Source organism: Streptacidiphilus anmyonensis (genome assembly GCF_000787855.1).
Lineage (GTDB): Bacteria > Actinomycetota > Actinomycetes > Streptomycetales > Streptomycetaceae > Streptacidiphilus > Streptacidiphilus anmyonensis.
On sequence record NZ_BBPQ01000076.1, the window covers coordinates 23,274 to 41,061 of the forward strand.

Below are 17,788 nucleotides of genomic sequence, written 5' to 3' on the forward strand. Positions count from 1 at the left end.
TCCTAGGTCGTCGTTGTGAGGCCGCATCAGTGCTCGCCCACCGCGCCGGAGATCCGGCGGCTGAGGCGCTTCATGGGTTCCGGCGCCCACCAGGCGGCGGCCCCGGTCACCTTGAGGAAGGCCGGCACGAGCACCCCGCGGATGACCACCGCGTCGAGGATCACGGCGAGGCCGGTGCCGATGCCGAACAGCTTCGCCAGCGAGACGCCGGAGACGGCCGTCGAGAAGAAGGACACCGCGAGGATCGCCGCCGCCGCCGTGATGATCGGACCGCTGCCGCCGAGCCCCTCGCGCACGGACAGGAACGGGTCGCCGGTGCGGGTGTAGCGCTCCTTGATCCGGGACAGGACGAACATCTCGTAGTCCATGGACAGCGCGTAGGCGATGCAGAGCAGCAGCACCGGCATGGTCACCGCGATCGGTGCGGGGGTGACGTCGAGCAGGTTCGCCAGGTGCCCGTCCTGGAACACCCAGATCATCGCGCCGAGCACCGCGCCGAGCCCGAGGGCGTTGAACAGCACCGCCTTGACCGGCAGCAGCACGCTGCCGGTCGCGAGGCCGAGCAGCACCAGGGTGAGCAGCGCGGCCAGGCCGATGCCGAGCGGCAGCCGTGCGCCGATCGACGCGGTCACGTCGACGTACTGGGCGGCCAGGCCGCCGACGTCGACCCGGTGGCCGCCGGGCACGGCGACCGCGCGCACGTCGTGCACCAGCCGCTCACCGTCCGGGGAGTAGGCGACCACGTCGTTGTCGACCTGGAGCAGGGTCGCCGCGCCGGAGGTGAGGCCGGGCAGCGGTCCGGCCGCGCCGACCAGCCGGCCGTGCTCGAACCGCCCGGCCGCGCTGGTCACCGAGGTGACGTGCGGGACCTCGGACAGCCGGGCGGCGAACGCCGGCAGGTCGCTCCCGGTGGCGGCGCCCGGCCAGTTCTCGCTGATCAGCGTGAGGGCGTTCTCGTCGTCGGCGGCGAACTGCCCGCGGGCGATGTCGGCGACCACGCGGCTCTCCGCACCCTTGGGCAGGGCCCGCTCGTCGGGCACGCCGAACTGGGCGCCCAGCAGCGGCCCCGCCATCACCAGGAGCACGCCCGCCACCAGGACGCCCGCCAGCAGCGGGCGGCGCATGACCGCCCCGGCGATCCGGCCCCAGGTCCGGTCCTGCGGCGCCTTGGCCTCGGCGGACTCGCCCGAGCTGCGGCGCCGGCGCACGGCCCGGCTGTCGATCCGGTCGCCGACCAGCAGCAGCGCGGCGGGCAGCGGCAGCAGCGCGCAGAGCACCGTGATCGCGACGACGGCCACACCCGCGTAGGCGAAGGAGCTGAGGAAGTACTGCTTGAAGACCACCAGGGTGCTGAGCACCGCCGCGACGATCGCGCCGCTGAAGACCACCGTGCGTCCGGCCGTCCGCAGCGTCGCCGCCAGCGCCTGCGGCCCGGCCAGGCCTCCCGCGCGTTCCTCCCGGTAGCGGGAGACGATCAGCAGGCTGTAGTCGACGGACAGTCCGAGGCCCAGCGCCGTGGTGAGGTTGACGGCGAACACCGACACCGAGGTCGCCTGCCCGAGCCCGGTGAGGACGGCCAGCGAGCCGGAGATGGACAGCACGCCGACCGCCAGGGGCAGCAGGGCGGCCAGCACCCCGCGGAAGACGAAGAAGAGCAGGATCAGCGTCAGCGGCAGCGCGATGCCCTCGGAGGCGGCGAGGTCGTTGTCGGTCTGGTTGGTGAGGTCGTTGGTCACCTGCGCGACGCCGCCGAACCGCACGGTGACCGGCCCCGTCGTCCGTGCCAGCTCGGCGTGGAGCTTGTTCGTCGTGCGCGCGACGGCGTCCTCGTCGCCGCTGACGTTGACGGTCGTCAGCGCGCTGTGGCCGTCGCGCGAGCGCAGTCCCGCGTCGCCGGTGGCGAAGTAGCTGTCCACGACGTGGACCCCGGGCTGCGCCTTCAGCACGTCGAGCAGGTGACGGCCGGTCGTGGCCGCCTGCGGCGCGTCGACCGTGCCGGAGGCGTCCTGCACCAGCAGCACCAGGTCGGCCTGTCCGGCCGGGAACTTCGACGCGAGCAGCTGGGCCGCCTGCGAGGAGTCCGAGGCCGGGTCGTCGAACCCGCCGTTCTTCATCGCCGCGGACGCCCCGCCCGCCAGCGCCCCCGTCAGCACCAGGAACAGCACGCTGAGCCAGAGCACCAGGCGGGGCCGGCGCAGCGGGAACGGAAGCCGACGGGCGCTCGTGGCCGTGCCGGGGTCGGGACGCGGCTCGGCCGCGACCGGTGTCGTGGGCATGGAGGACACGGAAACCAGCTCCTGGTGGTTCGGGCGTTCGCGTGCGGGAGGTGGGGCGACGGCGAGGCGGCGTCAGGCGGTCGTCGCGGCAGCGGCGGCAGCGGCGGCGCGCAGCCGGCCGAGCTCCTCGGCGACGGTGGCGACCGAGGAGCGGATCTGCTCGTCGGTGTGCTCGGAGGTGATGAAGAACCGCAGCCGCGCCTCGGACTCCGGGACCGCGGGGTACATGATCGGGTTGACGCTGATGCCCCGGTCGAACAGCGCCTCGGCGAGCTGGAGCGTCATCGCGGAGTCCCCGACGATGCACGGCACGACCGGTGAGTCGGAGCTCGGCCCGGTGTCCAGCCCGGCCTTGCGGGATTCGGCGAGGAACAGCTCCGCGTTCGCGCGCAGGCGCTCGAGCCGCTCCGGCTCGTCGCGCATGGCGCGGATCGCGGCCAGCGCGGCGGCGGTGTTGGGCGGGGTCATGCCGACGCTGTAGACGAAGCCCGGCACGCTGTACTTGAGGTAGCGCACCGCGTCCGCCGAGCCGCCGACGTAACCGCCGCAGCTGGACAGCGACTTGGACAGCGTTCCGGCCCACAGGTCGATCCGGGACCGGTCGACGCCGAAGTGGTCGCCGACGCCGCCGCCGTTCTTGCCGATCGTGCCGATGCTGTGCGCCTCGTCGACCAGCACGATGGCGCCGTGCTTCTCCTTGACCTCGATCAGCTGGGGCAGGTCGACCAGGTCGCCGTCCATGCTGTAGACGCCCTCGACCACGATCAGGCAGCGGCGGTACTGCGCGCGGGCCCGGGTGAGCAGCTCGTCCAGGGCCGCCATGTCGTTGTGCGGGAAGGGCAGTCGGCGCGCGCCGGACAGCTTGCAGCCCTGAAGGATGCTGTCGTGGGCGAGTTCGTCGTGCACCACGAGGTCCTCGGCGCCGAGCAGGTGCCCGATCACGGAGACGTTGGTGGCGTGGCCGCTGACCATCACGATGGCGTCCTCGGTGCCCAGCAGCGAGGAGAGCTCGGCCTCCAGCTCCCGGTGCACCGGTCGGTCGCCGGACAGGAAGCGGCTGGCCGAGACCGAGCTGCCGTAGGTGTCGAGGGCCTCGTTCACGGCCTTCCTGATCGCCGGGTGGCCGGACAGCCCGAGGTAGTTGTAGCTGGAGAAGCAGACCAGCTCGCGGCCCTCGATCCGGGTGTTCGCGGTCGCGGTGCCCTCGTGCAGCAGGAAGTACGGGTTGCGGGTGCCGGGCTCGTCGATCTGCGCGGCGAGGGCCTTCGCCTCGGGGAAGTCCTCGATCCGGCGCTCCTGCTCCACGCCGCCGGCGGCGGGGGCGGCAGCCTGGGGTGCGGCCGGTTCGACCACGGCCGTGGTGTCGATGCCGAGCAGTCCGGCGACGGCGTCGACGATCTCACGGATGGTCGGGCGGGGGGCGATGACGCCGCCGACGAGCTGGTCGGCGATCTGCGGCCAGGTGGTGCGGACCGAACCCACCAGCTCGGTCAGCATCAGCGAGTCGAAGCCGAGCTCCTGGACCACCAGGTGGTCGTCGTGCAGCTGGTCGACCGGGAAGGCGCTGATCCGGGCGATGTGCTCGACGACCGCGGTGCGGACGGCGAGCCGCCCGGCCGCGGCCTCCGCCGCCGCAGTCGCAGTCGCAGTCGCCACCGGGACGGCCGGAGCAGCCAGAGCGGCGGGCACGGCGCGACCGGCCGCCGGTGCGGACGCCCGCACCACCGGCGCCGCCACCGCCTGGGCCGGAGCGAGCTCGGCGGCGAGTTCGGCGGAGAGCTCGCCGGCGCCGAAGCTGCGCAGCGTCGCGAGCTGTTCGCGCAGCAGGGACACGACCTCGTTCACGGGATGCTCCTTCACGGGGGGTTGGGGCAGCACGGTGGAGCGGACGGCCGCCGCCGGGGCGGCCGGCCGGGGGGTCGGCTGACCGGTCGGCTGGGCGGTCGCCGCGGGGGTCGCCGGCTCCTGGGCGGCGGCCGCGGCCCGTCGGGCGACCTGGGTGGCGAAGCGCTCGTGCGGCTCCTGCGCCTGGACCCAGTAGCGGCGGGTGCGCAGCGGGGACGGCGGCAGCGAGAGCAGCCGCGGCGGCGTCCCCTCGAACAGCGGCGTCAGGTCGACGGGGATGCCGAGGACGGCCAGTCGGCCGAGCCCGGCGAGGAACGTGCGGGCGTCGTCGGGCTCGTCGCCGGACAGGGCGACGTAGTGCACGCCCTCCTGTTCGCGGAGGTTGTGCCGGACGGTGTTCAGCAGTGCGTGGCCGCCCGCGAGTTGGACGTAGATCCGGACGCCCGCCTGGTGGGCCGCGTCCGCGGCGTCGGCGAAGCGGACCGGGGCCAGCGCGTGCCGCGCCCACAGTTCCCTGATCTGCTCGGGGTCGGCGCACGATCCGCCGGACACCGAGGAGACGAAGGCCAGCTGCGGTGCGGAGAGGCGCGCGGCGGCGAGGTCGGCGGTGATGCCCTCGCGCGTGCTGTCCAGCAGCGGTGAGTGGAAGGCGTTGGAGACCTCCAGCCGCACCGCGCCGATGCCCTCGGCGGCGCAACGCCGCTCGGTCTCGGCGAGCCCGGCCTCGGTTCCGCTGACCACGGTCTGGCCGGGGTGGTTGTAGGCGCTCGGCCAGGCTCCGTCGATGTCGCGGACCAGGTTCTCGACGCGCTCCGCGCCGGCGCGCAGGGCGAGCATGCCGCCACGCGCCTCGGCCTCGGCGGCGCGCATCCGGCGGCCTCGGGCGGCGAGCAGGCCGATGGCGTCCTCGTCGCTCAGCACTCCGGCGATCGCGGCGGCCGGGAACTCGCCGACGCTGTGCCCGAGCGCCAGGTCGGGGCGCACCGCGCAGTCCATGGCCAGCCGGGCCACGGACAGCCCGAGCAGGCCCAGCGCGGGCTGGCAGACGTCGGTGCCGGTGAGTCGGGCGCGCCCCTCGTCGGTGGCGGCCTGCGGACCGTGGACGGCGTCGACGGCGGAGAAGCCGGCCTGCTCGCGCAGCACGCGGTCCAGTGCCTCGGCGCGGTCGCGGACGACGGCGGACCGCTGGAACACGTCGGCGAGCATGCCCGGCCGCTGGCTGCCCTGGCCGGGGAAGAGGAAGGCCAGCTGGCGCTTCTTGGCCGGCAGCGGGGACTTCCCGGCGAACCCGGCGGCGCCCAGTGCGCCGGTCTCGCCCTCGGCCAGCCGCTCCTGGGCCTGCGTCAGCTTCTCGCGCAGTTCGGCCAGGTCGGCGGCGACGACGGCGAGCCGCGCGGGCAGGTGGTCGCGCTGGGCGAGGGTCCACGCCAGCTCGCGGACGGTGGCCTCGGGCTGGTCGTCGAGCTCGGCGAGCAGCCGGCCGATGTGCTCGGCCAGCAGGGCGGGCGTGCCGGCCGACAGCAGGAAGAGCTCGGGCCGCGCGCCCTCGGCCGCCATCTCCGTGGTCTGTGCGTTCTCCGAGTGCTCCGCCGTGGTCGGGGCTGCGGGCGCGTCCTCGATCACCACGTGGACGTTGGTGCCGCCGAAGCCGAAGCCGTTCACCCCGACGCGTCGCGGTGAGACCTCCGCCGGCCAGGGGACGGGTTCGGCCGCGATCCGCAGTCCGGCCTCGGCCAGCCCGACCTCCGGGTCCACGTCGGTCTCGGGCTGCGGCACGACCGTGCCGTGGTGGAGCACCAGCGCGGCCTTGATGACGCTGGCCATCCCGGCGGCGCTGAGGCTGTGCCCGATCATGCTCTTGACGGAGGACAGGTACGAGCCCCGGTCGGGGCCGGCGTCCAGGCTGTCCTGGCGGTCGGCGGTGCGCACCGCCTTGATGGCCTCCAGCTCGGTGCGGTCGCCGACGACCGTCGCGGTGCCGTGCGCCTCGATGAAGCCGACCGAGTCCATGGTGCACTCGGCGTCGGCGTAGGCGCGTCGCAGCGCGATCTCCTGGCCCTGCTGACGGGGGGTCATCGGCCCGTCGGTGATGCCGTCGTTGGAGCAGCCGACGCCGCGCACGACGGCGTAGATCCGGTCGCCTGCGGCGACGGCGTCCTCCAGGGGTCTCAGCACGACGGCGCCGACGCCCTCGCCGAGGACGAACCCGTCCGCCCGGCGGTCGAACGGGCGGCACACCCCGGCCTGCGAGAGCGCGCCGACCTTGGCGAACCCGACCAGCCCGTTGGGCGCGAGCGCCAGGTACGCGCCGCCGACGATCGCCTCGCGGCAGTGCCCGGCGCGCAGGTGGGTGACCGCCTCGTACAGGGCGATCAGGCTGGAGGAGCAGGCGGCGTCGACGGTGAAGCTCGGGCCGCCGAGGTCGTAGTACTGGCTGACGGTGGCGGCGGCCATGTTCAGCAGCACGCCGGGGACGGTGAACGGCTGGATCTGCTTGACGTCCGGGCTGTACTCGGCGTACTCCGAGCTGCTCATCGCGAAGAACACGCCGGTCGTGGCCCGGTCGAACGGGCGGCGCTCCCATCCGGCGTCCTGAAGGGCCTCGCGGGAGACCTGGAGCAGCAGGCGGTGCTGCGGGTCCATGTTCTGCACGCGGCGCGGCGACATCCGGAAGTGCGCGGCGTCGAACTGGTCGACGCCGTCGATCACCGCGATCTGGTCCGTGTAGGAGCCCTTGGCGCCGCGCTTGTCGTCCGGGTCGAAGTACTCGGCGTGGTCCCACCGGTCCGAGGGGACCGAGGTGAACTGCCTGCGTCCGCTGAGCAGCAGTCGCCAGTAGTCCTGCAGGTTCTGTGCCCCTGGGAAGCGGCAGCCCATTCCAACGATTGCGATGTCGCGCACCAGGTACCTCGCCGTCAGGTGTCAGCTTGGGTTGATCACTTGTGACGCTGCGAAGGCTGTCATGTGTTCGAGCAGGCAGTCAACATTTGTGACAGCCTCTGAGCGCTTCCTGAGCATCGCCCATTTACCCAGCTCAGACGGGTAGTTGACGGTCGCGTCCACATGGGCTTCGGCCAGTGTTTGCCGTAATGTTTTATGACTGCTGCCCGGCGATCAGCCGCTGTCGGCCGCCGTTCACCGTAAGGTTCTGTGACTCCACGCGGACAGGGCCGGAACCCGTGATGGGTGCCGGCCCTGTGGGACGGTCCGTCAGTGCGCTTCGGCCGAGGCCCGGTTCAGCGCGACCAGGACGCAGCACGGGTTGCCCGCGGGCAGACCGAGCAGCACGCCGATCGCGTCGACGAAACCGGCGACGACCGTGCCGGAAAGTCCGAGCGCGTCGGCAGAACGCACGGCGCGGTAGGCCGACTTGACGGGCGCGAGCCCGTCCTCCGGTGCGCGGGCGCCCTGGTGACGACCCGGCGGACGGCCGAGGCCCGCATCGGAGGCGAAGCCCAGCACCGCGTCGGCGGCCAGCAGCGGCGCGGGCTCGGCCGCACAGCTCGCGAGCCGCCGGGCAGGCTGTGCCGCCTCCACCTCGATCAGCAGGTTGGCCTGCGGCCGGTACCGGTAGACCCCGGCGTCCAGCCCGTCGACGCGGTTGGCCACGACGTACAGGCCCAGCCCGGTCGGACCGTCGCGGTCCACGCCGTCGGTGGAACCACCGGGGTCCGCGCAGCAGTCCGCGGTGCCGCGGTTGGCGATGGCGGAGAGAAGAGTGGCGAGTTGGGCCGTGTCGACCGGCTCCGACCCGTGGTGCGCGTCAGGCGGGGGCGGTCGTCGCCCCGGAGGCCATGGGGGCGGCAGCGGCACGCTGGGCCATGGCCCTGCCGGGCCGCTGCCGCCCGGCGCCGCTCCCGCGAGACGGACCCCCTCGGGGCCGCCGCAGTTGGTCAGTGAAAGATATGACACCTGTGAGACGCCCCCGTCACACGGCTGTTTTTCGTGTGGTATCGAGCCCCGCCGGCCGGTCGGATCCCGGCTCGGCCGTGTGGGTCGGGAGCGCCCGGGGTCATGCCGCCGGACGCCCCCGGGGTCCGTCAGTCGCCCATCGCGTGGAAGCCGCCGTCGGCGTGCACGATCTCGCCCGTCGTCGCCGGGAACCAGTCGGACAGCAGGCCGACGGTCGCGCGGGCGGCGGGCTCGATGTCGTCGGCCTTCCAGCCCAGCGGCGCCTTCGCGTCCCAGGTGGCCTCGAACTCCTCGAAGCCCGGGATGCCCTTGGCGGCGATCGTGCGCAGCGGGCCTGCGGCCACGAGGTTCACCCGGATCCCCTTGGGGCCCAGGTGCCGGGCCAGGTACCGCGAGCAGGACTCCAGCCCGGCCTTGGCCACGCCCATCCAGTCGTAGGAGGACCAGGCCACCGTGGCGTCGAAGTCCAGGCCGACGATCGAGCCGCCGTCGTGCAGCAGCGGCATCGTCGCCATGGCCAGCGCCTTGAGCGAGTAGGTGGACACCTGGAGCGCGGTGGAGACGTCCTTCCACTCGGTGTTGAGAAAGTTGCCGCCGAGCGCCTCGATCGGGGCGAAGCCGATCGCGTGCACCACTCCGTCGAGCCCGTCCACGTGCTCGCGGACCCGGTCCGCGAGCGAGTCGAGGTGGCCCTGGTCCGTCACGTCCAGTTCCAGCACCGGCGCCGGGGTGGGCAGCCGCTTGGCGATCCGCTCGACCAGGCTCAGCCGCCCGAAACCGGTGAGGACCACCTCCGCGCCTTCCTCCTGCGCCAGACGAGCCACATGGAAAGCGATCGAGTCGCTGGTCAGCACGCCCGTGACCAGGATTCTCTTGCCGGCCAGGATCCCCATGAAAACCCCATTTCAAAACGCCGATATTGCGGTATTGAATTTCCCCCGGAAGGGGTCTGCCGGTCCGATGTTCGACTGCCGGAGAATCGCGGACGGGAACGCGTGGTGAATCGGCATGGAATGCCTTGCGGGAAGAAGGTGCCAAGCGTTCATGGATCGGCAATCACCGGCGTGTAACGCGACGCGTCCTGCGGGGCGGACACGTCCCGTGCGGCCTCCAGGCCGCCTGCCGATCCCAACTCGGCTGCGAAGCTAGCAGCATGATCGAGCCTCAGGCAAGGCTTGGTTGAGCTGCCCGCTCCTCCTCGCCTCCCCCGTCTTCCTGTGCACGCTACCCCGCGTGGCGGCGACGACGGGACGAACGAGTTGTGAACAACATGACAAGATCGGATACCGGTGATCCGGGACTACGACCGGATCGATTAAATGGTGTGCGCTGGACGCGCCGACTGAATAGGGGCGCTATCCATTACCTGGAGGACGGATGACCACGGACCATGTCCGAACGCGCGACCTCGAACTCCTGCACTCTTTGGAATCGGTGGTCGAGACCAATCTCGAACGCCATCTCGCGGCGGCCAGGGACTGGATGCCGCACGACTACGTGCCCTGGAGCGAGGGCCGGGACTTCGCCTTCCTGGGCGGCGAGGACTGGCGGCCGGAGGACTCGCGGCTCGACCCGGTCGCCAAGGCCGCCATGGTCATCAACCTGCTGACCGAGGACAACCTGCCCTCCTACCACCGCGAGATCGCCGTCGTCTTCGGGAGGGACGGCGCGTGGGGCGAGTGGGTCAACCGCTGGACGGCGGAGGAGGCACGGCACAGCATCGCCCTGCGCGACTACCTGGTGGTCACCCGCGGCGTCGACCCCGTCGCGCTGGAGCAGCGCCGGATGACCCACATGCAGACCGGCTACACCAGCCGCAGCGACTCGGCCGTGGGCGACCTGGCCTACGTCTCCTTCCAGGAGCTGGCCACCCGGGTCTCGCACCGCAACACCGGCCGCGCCACCGGCTGCCCGCTCGCCGACCGGCTGCTGACCCGGATCTCCACCGACGAGAACCTGCACATGGTCTTCTACCGCAACCTGCTGAAGGCCGCGCTGGACATCCAGCCGAACGAGACCGTGCAGGCGATCCGGGACGAGGTGATCGGCTTCGAGATGCCGGGCAGCGGCGAGGCCGACTTCGGCCGCAGCTCCGTCGCGATCGCCAAGGCCGGGATCTACGACCTGCGACTGCACCACGACGAGGTCGTCATGCCGATCCTGCGGTTCTGGAGGGTGTTCGAGCTCACCGGCCTCTCCGGCGAGGGCGAGCGGGCCCGCGAGGAGCTCGCCGACTTCCTCGCCCTCCTCGACACCAAGGCCGACCGCTTCGTCGAGCAGCGCGAGCGGCTGCTGTCCCGCCAGGCGCGGCTGAGCGCGTGAGCGCAGCCGCGGCCGAGGCGCGCAGCTGAGCGTCTGAGCCGGGCAGCCCACGACCCGATCCGGGCGGAGGCCGAGGAGTTCCGCACGTCCGGAGCGGCAGCGGTGTGCGGCGCAGGGACCACGGCCTGCGACACGCGCTGGCGCCCACACTGTGCGACGCAGGCGGCCGCAGCGTGTGGCGCCGACATGCGGCGCAGGTGCGACGCAGGCCGCGCGGCGCGGGCGAGGCAGGAGCGGGGCAGTGGAGGCCGGCCGTCGCGGCCCTACCGGCCGTCGCGCTCCGCGATCACGTCGACGAGGGTGCGCCAGGCCCGCGCGGCCCGCTGGTGCGCGCCGGTCTCGTCGAACAGCTCCGCGGCCCGCCGACAGGACTTCTCCCCGTCCGCCGGACGTCCGCCGGCCACCTGGACCTCCGCGGCCGCGAGCAGGCACTCGGCCAGCTCGTGCGGCGGCAGGCCCGGTGCCGGGCGGACTTCGGCGGCGCGGGCCAGCGCCAGGTCGAACTGCTCCTTGCGGGCCAGCGCCGTCGCCTCGACCGCCGACAGCCTGACCCGGTCCGCGTCCGTGCCGACCAGTGAGAACGCGTGCCGGGTCCAGCCGAGCAGCTCGTCGACGGCGTCCATGGTCACATCGGTGGCGAGCCGGACCCGCACGGTGGCCAGCGCCAGCCTCGCCGACTGCCGCAGATCGGCGCGCGGCGGCAGCAGATCGGCGGCGCGTTCCAGCAGCGGGACCGCGTCGGCGGGCCGGCCGGTGGCGAGGTGCACGTCGGCGGCGGCCCAGCAGGCCAGGCCGCGGAGCCGGTCGGTGGGCAGCTCGTCCAGGCGGTCGAGCATGTCGCGAAGCGCCTCGGCGGCGCGGTCGAGGTCGTCCCTGGCGGTGTAGGCGGCGATCAGGGCCAGCCGGGCGCGGCACCATTCGAGGGCGCCGGCGTCGAGGTCGGCGGCCGCGGCGACGGCCTGTTCGCCTGCGCGCACCGCCTCGGCCAGTCGGCCCCGGCACTGGGCCAGTTCCGCGATGGCCGCGGCCACCCGCGCCCGCAGCCGCGGCGAGCTGTTGGTCAGCGGGTCGTCGAGCAGACGGCGGAGCACGGCGTCGCGGTCCCCGGGCCGGTCGAGGTCACGGTAGGTCTCGGCCAGCTCCCACCACGCCTCCCAGGCGACGTCGTCCTCGCCCAGCGCGTCGGCCTCGCCGACCAGCGCGACCAGCTCCTCGGCGGCGAACTCGAAACCCCCCTCGGCGCGGGCGCTGCGCGCGACCACCAGTCGGCGCACCAGGTCGGCACGGTCGTCGGGGTTCGAGGACGCGACGACGCCGAACTCGTGGAGGGAAAGCCCGAGACGCTCCGCGATGGTCTGCGCGATCTCCTCGCTCGGCATCCGGCGCCCGGACTCGATCAGCGAAATGTAGCTGGGCGACACATCGCCACCGGCCAATTCCGACTGGGACATCTCGCGTTGACGGCGCAGGTACCGAAGGCGACGTCCGAACGCAGGCTGGTCAAGCACGCGACTCCAAACATCAAAAACGCGGGCCATCGCGCAATCGACGACACATCCGTGGTGATCCTACCCGACGGTAAGAGCTGGAACGCCCTGGACGATCGAGTCCGACCAACGAGCACGACGCTCACCTGGGCGTTCCTTGAACGTCCCCGGGGGTACCGGTCCCGGATGCCTTGATCGCCGAGTATGCGCGGGGGAATGTCCACGGACAACCGAAAGTGGGGAAACGCATGTCCCGGTCTGTTCTGGTCACTGGCGGCAACAAAGGGATAGGACTCGCCATCGCGCAGGCCTTTGCGGAGGCAGGCGACCGGGTCGCGGTCACCTATCGCAGCGACCCTCCCGAGGGATTCCTGTCCGTTCGCTGTGACGTCTCCGACCCGGACCAGGTCGACCAGGCCTTCACGGAGGTCGAGCAGGCGCACGGCCCGGTCGAAGTCCTCGTCGCGAACGCCGGGATGACTCGGGATCAGCTGCTGCTGCGGATGAGCGAGCAGGACTTCACCTCCGTCCTCGACACGAACCTCACCGGCGTCTTCCGGGTGGTCAAGCGGGCCTCCCGGGGGATGCTGCGGGCCCGGCGCGGGCGCATCGTGATCATCTCCTCCGCGGTCGCGCTGCGCGGCGAGGTCGGCCAGGCGAACTACGCCGCGTCCAAGGCGGGTCTCATCGGCTTCGCCCGCTCGCTGGCGCGCGAGCTCGGCCCCCGCTCGATCACGGTCAACGTCGTCGCGCCGGGTCTGACCGACACGGGGATGATCTCCGCGCTGACCCCGGAGCAGAGGACCAAGATGATCGAGGAGACGCCGCTGCGCCGCCTGGCCCAGCCCGAGGAGGTCGCCGGGGCGGTCCGCTTCCTGGCCTCGCCCGAGGCGGCGTTCGTCACCGGGGCGGTCCTCCCCGTGGACGGCGGGGCCGCGATGGGGCACTGAGACCGGGCCCCGAGCCGTTCACCGGCGAATGGATGTGGGCATGAGGAAAGGAGGACGTCAGCCTGCCGGAGAAGGAGGGACATGACGTGAGCCTGACCGTTGCACAGGTCCTCGCCGCCAAATCCGACGGTGGTCGCACCGTCCACACGATCGGCAAGGACAGTACGGTGCTCGCCGCACTCGAACTGATGGCCGAGAAGGGGATCGGAGCGCTCGTGGTCATGGCCGACGAGCGGATCGTCGGCATCGTCACCGAACGGGACTACGCCCGCAAGGTCGAGCTCTGCGCGCGCTCGGCCGGAACGACGCGCGTGGACGAGATCATGACCGCGAAGGTCCGGTACGTCGAGCCCACACAGAGCGCGGACGAGTGCATGGCGCTGATGACCGAGCACCGCATGCGCCACCTGCCGGTCCTCGACGACGGACGACTGAGCGGCATCGTCTCCATCGGCGACCTCCTCAAACAGCAGATCGCCGACCAGCAGTTCACCATCGACCAGTTGGAGCACTACATCCAGGGCGCGCCGAGCCCCGTCCACCTGCGCTAGGCCGATCCTCCGCACACAGCGGCACCGGTCGATTCGGGGTGCTGCGGGCCGTGACGGTGGGCGGGGGCGGTGTTGTCCGCGTGCGTCGACGACTCCGCCTCCTGCCCGCCGAGTCGCTGTCCGGCGCGAACGTGCACCAACGTGCACCGCTGTGCAAGGTTGTCCGCGTGGGCTCTCAGCCGAGATTGATGACGAGCTCTCCCGTCCGCGCCTGCTTGTTCGTGATCTTCGTCTTCCCGTGCAGGAGGAGCTGCACCGAATAGGAGTCCGAGCCGCTCGGAACGCCGGGCACGACGATGGGGAACACGCAGGCGGTGTCATCGAGCACGCCGGCTCCCAGAGAGCCGGTTGCGACGACCCGATCCGCCGAGTCCTGGACGGTCACCAGCGTCCCCTTGTCGACGTAGCCGAGACCCCCCGCGCCGCTGCAGGACCCCACGCCGCCGCCGCTGATGCGCACCTGCCCCACCAACGTGAACGTCCCGTCGGAACCGGACAGACCCCACGTGAGCGCAACGGAGCCCGCACCGACCAAGAAGCCGGCAACCGCCACCGCGGCCATGACTCTCCGGGAGCGGGAACCCTGCACAGGCCCGGGCTCTCCCGGCTCCGAGCCAGTCGGCGAATCGGCTCCCCCGTCGAACGATTCGTCAGACACTGCTCCAGCATGGCAGCGCGCGACACCCTTGGGTAGGCACGGGAACCCAGCGCCCCCACCGTTCAGGGCCGGGTGCCGTCGAGGGCTTCCGGGATGCGGTCCGGCTTTCGCATCGTCCCTGTTCCCCCGTGCGGACGAATCCCCCCGCGGCCCCGGCACGCGACCACGACCCGCCGTCGCCGGAGCCGAGTCCTCCGCCCCGCCGTGGGTAGCGTGGACGCGCGCGCCCGAGATCGTCCGCCGTTCGTCTTGCTCACGAGGGGGAACCGAGATGGCACAGCACCCCGACCAGTCACCGACCCGGCGTCAGATCCTGACCACCGCCGGAGGCCTGGCCGTCGGCACCGCCGCCGCCGTGAGCCTGGGCGCACCGCCCGCCGCGGCGAGCACTCCGCAGGGCGGCCCGGATGACGCCGGAACGCCGGAGCCGACCGCGTTCGGGCCGGTGACGGTCGAGCCCGGCGACCCGCGTTACGAGTCGCTGCTGCGCGGCGACAACTTCCGCTTCGTCGGCAGCCCCGACGAGATCCGCGTCTGCGGCTCGACGGAGCAGGTCGTGCGTGCCGTCGCGGACGCCGTGCGCAGCGGTCGGCAGGTCGCGGCGCGCAGCGGCGGCCACTGCTTCGAGGACTTCACGGCGGCTCCGTCCGTGCGCATGCTGCTCGACCTCTCGCCGATGGACGCCGTCGGCTACGACCCGCGGCGCCGGGCCTTCGCGGTGCAGCCGGGCGCGACGCTGGGCCGCGTCTACACCACGCTGTTCAAGGGCTGGGGTGTGACCGTCCCGGCCGGCGGCTGCCCGGAGGTCGGCGCGGGCGGCCACTTCGTGGGCGGCGGGTACGGGCCGCTCTCGCGCCGCTACGGCTCCGTCGTGGACCACCTCTACGGCGTCGAGGTCGTGGTGGTGGACAAGGACGGCTCCGCCCGCGCCGTGGTCGCCACCCGGGAGCCCGACGACCCGCACGGGGACCTGTTCTGGGCGCACACCGGCGGGGGCGGCGGCAACTTCGGCATCGTGACCAGGTACTGGCTCCGCTCCCCCGGCGCGAGCGGCGACGACCCGACCAGGCTGCTGCCGCCCTCCCCGAAGCAGATGAGGGCCTTCGTGCTCACCTGGTCCTGGAAGGACCTGGACGAGCGTCGGTTCACCACGCTGCTGCGCAACTTCTGCACCTGGCACGAGGAGAACAGCACCCCGGGCGCGCCGGGGACCGGGCTCTACAACGTGCTGATGCCGATGCACCGCTCCGCGGGGAGCTTCATCATGCTGACCCAGATGGACGCCGACCTCCCGGACGCGGACCAGCTGCTGGAGGACTTCTACACCGCGCTCGTGCGGGACACCGGCCCGGCCCCGACCGCCGTTCCGTTCACCAGCTCCTGGCTGCACGCGACGACCTGGCCGGGCACCGGCGAGGGCGGCGACATCGCGACGCGCCGCTACAAGCTCAAGGCGGCATATCTGCGCCGTTCCTTCACCGACGTCCAACTGTCCGCCATCTACGCTCACTTGACGGACAAGACCGGTGACACGCAGAGCGGGATGCTGCTCGTCGGCTACGGCGGCCAGGTGCAGAGCGTGCCGCCGCAGGCCACGGCCGTCGCCCAGCGCGACGTGGTGATGAAGGCGGTCTTCCAGTCGATCTGGTACGCCGAGAGCGACGACGCCACCCACCTGGCCTGGGTCCGCGGGCTCTACCACGACGTCTTCGCCGCGACCGGCGGCGCCCCGGTCCCGGACGCGGTCGCCCACGGCTCCTACATCAACTACCCCGACGTGGATCTCGCCGACCCGGCGCTCAACACCTCGGGCGTGCCGTGGTCGACCCTCTACTACGGCGACAACTACCCGCGCCTCCAGCGGGTGAAGGCGCGTTGGGACCCGCGCAACGTCTTTCGCCACGCGCTCTCGATCGAGCCGCCCATCTGACCACCTTTGCTGTTCTTTCGTTCGACGCGTCATTTCTTGCGCAATCTCCTCTGAGTCTTGCCTTGAAGTGTTGGCGTCAATACGCTCGCGCCCATGACAGTCTCTCGTCGCACCTTCCTGTCCACGGTCTCCGCCGGCGCGGCCGGCGTCGCCCTCGGGGGGCTCGGGCTGCCCGGCGCCGCGCGGGCGGCGAGTCCGGTCGGCGACGTCGTCGGAAAGGTGACGGTCGGTTACCAGGGCTGGTTCGCCTGCCCTGGTGACGGGGCGCCGATCGACGCCTGGTGGCACTGGAGCCAGAACTGGTCGCAGGCTCCGTCGCCGAGCAACAACGTGATCAAGGCGTGGCCCGACTCGCGGGACTTCTCCCGCGTGTACCCGACCGCCTACGCCGCCCTCAACGGCGGAGGCTCCGCGACGCTCTTCTCCTCATACGACCAGCAGACCATCGACACCCACTTCCAATGGATGCAGCAGAACGGCTGCGACACCGCCGCGCTCCAGCGGTTCGACCCGAACGGCAGCGAGGGCCCCACCCGCAACGCGATCACCGCCCGGGTGCGGTCCTCCGCCGAGGGGCACGGCGTGAAGTTCTACGTCATGTACGACGTCAGCGGCTGGACGAACATGCAGTCCGAGATCAAGACGGACTGGACGAACCTCATGTCCGCCCACACCGCCTCCCCCGCCTACGCGCGGCAGAACGGCAAGCCGGTGGTCGGCGTCTGGGGCTTCGGCTTCAACGACGCCAACCACCCCTGGGACCCGTCGGCCTGCGCCGACGTCATCAGCTGGTTCAAGGCGCAGGGCTGCTACGTCATGGGCGGCGTACCGACCTGGTGGCGGCTGGGCACCAACGACTCGCGCGCCGGGTACCTGGACGTCTACCACGCCTTCGACATGCTGTCGCCGTGGATGGTGGGCCGGATCGGCACCGCCGCGGACGCGGACAACTTCTACACCAACGCCACCGTCCCCGACCTCGCGGACTGCAACGCCCACGGGATCGACTACCAGCCGTGCGTGCTGCCCGGCGACCTCTCGGCCCGGCAGCGGGCGCACGGCGACTTCATGTGGCGGCAGTTCTACAACATGACCCGGGCGGGCGTGCAGAGCCTCTACATCTCGATGTTCGACGAGTTCGGCGAGGGGAACCAGATCGCCAAGACCGCCGAGACCCAGAGCCAGGTGCCCGCCGGATCCGGGCTGCTCTCCCTCGACGAGGACGGCACCGCCTGCTCCAGCGACTACTACCTGCGGCTGACCGCCGACGGCGGGAAGATGCTCAAGGGGCAGACCGCCCTCACCGCGACCCGGCCCACGCAGCCCGTCACCGGCTCGGGTTCCGGCGGCGGCTCGAATCCGGACCTCGCGCTGCACCAGCCCGTCGCGGAGAGCGGCCACACCCAGGTCTACGTCGCCGCCAACGCCGTCGACGGCGACCCGAACAGCTACTGGGAGAGCGTGGACAACGCGTTCCCCCAGTGGCTCCAGGTCGACCTCGGCTCCGCCGCCACCACCCGGCGCATCGTGCTGACGCTGCCGCCCTCGACCGCGTGGGGTGCGCGCACCCAGACCCTCACCGTCCAGGGCAGCACCGACGGCAGCACCTTCCAGACCGTCGTCGCCTCCGCGAACTACCTCTTCGACCCCGCCACCGGCAACACCTCCACGATCACCTACCCGGCCACGGCCGCCCGCTACCTGCGGCTGTTCTTCACCGCCAACACCGGCTGGCCAGCCGGCCAGGCGTCCGGCTTCTCCGTGTACGCGAGCTGACGCCCTTAGGATCGCGAAGGGCCCGCACGCGTCGACGGAGGGACAGTTGGTGACTCCTCCCCGGCGTAAGCGCCGGGGCTT

The 17,788-nt window shown here is 72.1% G+C and carries 11 protein-coding genes; 5 read left to right on the forward strand and 6 right to left on the reverse strand.

Annotated elements, in window-relative coordinates; all coding sequences use genetic code 11:
- Positions 1-26: 26 nt before the first annotated feature.
- The 4 genes from TR50_RS36285 to fabI all read right to left on the reverse strand — a co-directional run bounded on the left by TR50_RS36285 (position 27) and on the right by fabI (position 8,926).
- The gene (locus TR50_RS36285) at positions 27-2,276 is read right to left on the reverse strand and encodes an MMPL family transporter (RefSeq protein ID WP_152648834.1); all 2,250 of its coding nucleotides are present in this window, start codon (positions 2,274-2,276) and stop codon (positions 27-29) included.
- Positions 2,277-2,348: 72 nt separating this feature from the next.
- Positions 2,349-7,022, reverse strand: coding sequence for a type I polyketide synthase (locus TR50_RS36290; RefSeq protein ID WP_169790445.1), 4,674 nt, complete (start codon positions 7,020-7,022; stop codon positions 2,349-2,351).
- Positions 7,023-7,331: 309 nt separating this feature from the next.
- Complete coding sequence (locus tag TR50_RS36295) at positions 7,332-7,769, reverse strand: hypothetical protein (RefSeq protein ID WP_042432436.1); 438 nt, start codon at positions 7,767-7,769, stop codon at positions 7,332-7,334.
- Positions 7,770-8,161: 392 nt separating this feature from the next.
- Complete coding sequence (fabI, locus tag TR50_RS36300) at positions 8,162-8,926, reverse strand: enoyl-ACP reductase FabI (protein ID WP_042432439.1); 765 nt, start codon at positions 8,924-8,926, stop codon at positions 8,162-8,164.
- A gap of 484 nt (positions 8,927-9,410) precedes the next feature.
- On the opposite strand from fabI, the gene TR50_RS36305 reads away from it, so the two are divergent.
- Entirely contained in the window at positions 9,411-10,355 is a 945-nt protein-coding gene (locus TR50_RS36305; RefSeq protein WP_042432442.1) for an acyl-ACP desaturase, read from the forward strand.
- A 263-nt stretch (positions 10,356-10,618) separates the two neighbouring features.
- Here the strand turns inward: TR50_RS36305 and TR50_RS36310 are convergent, their stop codons facing one another.
- The gene (locus TR50_RS36310) at positions 10,619-11,893 is read right to left on the reverse strand and encodes a helix-turn-helix domain-containing protein (RefSeq protein WP_084701603.1); all 1,275 of its coding nucleotides are present in this window, start codon (positions 11,891-11,893) and stop codon (positions 10,619-10,621) included.
- 197 nt (positions 11,894-12,090) lie between these two features.
- Here TR50_RS36310 and TR50_RS36315 point away from each other — a divergent pair, with 197 nt between their 5' ends.
- On the forward strand, positions 12,091-12,792 hold the full coding sequence (locus TR50_RS36315; protein ID WP_042432447.1) for a beta-ketoacyl-ACP reductase: 702 nt from the start codon (positions 12,091-12,093) through the stop codon (positions 12,790-12,792).
- A gap of 86 nt (positions 12,793-12,878) precedes the next feature.
- Complete coding sequence (locus TR50_RS36320; protein WP_042432450.1) at positions 12,879-13,343, forward strand: CBS domain-containing protein; 465 nt, start codon at positions 12,879-12,881, stop codon at positions 13,341-13,343.
- 175 nt (positions 13,344-13,518) lie between these two features.
- Here TR50_RS36320 and TR50_RS36325 read toward each other — a convergent pair whose 3' ends face one another.
- Positions 13,519-13,905 (reverse strand): hypothetical protein, encoded by a 387-nt coding sequence (locus tag TR50_RS36325; protein ID WP_052441748.1) that lies wholly within the window; start codon positions 13,903-13,905, stop codon positions 13,519-13,521.
- A 367-nt stretch (positions 13,906-14,272) separates the two neighbouring features.
- On the opposite strand from TR50_RS36325, the gene TR50_RS36330 reads away from it, so the two are divergent.
- Together TR50_RS36330 and TR50_RS36335 are read left to right on the forward strand one after the other, a co-directional pair.
- Positions 14,273-15,931, forward strand: coding sequence for an FAD-binding oxidoreductase (locus TR50_RS36330; protein WP_084701605.1), 1,659 nt, complete (start codon positions 14,273-14,275; stop codon positions 15,929-15,931).
- A 93-nt stretch (positions 15,932-16,024) separates the two neighbouring features.
- Positions 16,025-17,707, forward strand: coding sequence for a glycoside hydrolase family 99 protein (locus TR50_RS36335; RefSeq protein WP_042432453.1), 1,683 nt, complete (start codon positions 16,025-16,027; stop codon positions 17,705-17,707).
- Positions 17,708-17,788: the final 81 nt, after the last annotated feature.

Bases quoted from the DNA above. Each gene is read 5' to 3' on its own strand.
- TR50_RS36285 (WP_152648834.1), bottom strand. From the start codon at position 2,276: ATGCCCACGACACCGGTCGCGGCCGAGCCGCGTCCCGACCCCGGCACG.
- fabI (WP_042432439.1), bottom strand. From the start codon at position 8,926: ATGGGGATCCTGGCCGGCAAGAGAATCCTGGTCACGGGCGTGCTGACC.
- TR50_RS36305 (WP_042432442.1), top strand. From the start codon at position 9,411: ATGACCACGGACCATGTCCGAACGCGCGACCTCGAACTCCTGCACTCT.
- TR50_RS36310 (WP_084701603.1), bottom strand. From the start codon at position 11,893: ATGGCCCGCGTTTTTGATGTTTGGAGTCGCGTGCTTGACCAGCCTGCG.
- TR50_RS36315 (WP_042432447.1), top strand. From the start codon at position 12,091: ATGTCCCGGTCTGTTCTGGTCACTGGCGGCAACAAAGGGATAGGACTC.
- TR50_RS36325 (WP_052441748.1), bottom strand. From the start codon at position 13,905: ATGGCCGCGGTGGCGGTTGCCGGCTTCTTGGTCGGTGCGGGCTCCGTT.
- TR50_RS36330 (WP_084701605.1), top strand. From the start codon at position 14,273: ATGGCACAGCACCCCGACCAGTCACCGACCCGGCGTCAGATCCTGACC.
- TR50_RS36335 (WP_042432453.1), top strand. From the start codon at position 16,025: ATGACAGTCTCTCGTCGCACCTTCCTGTCCACGGTCTCCGCCGGCGCG.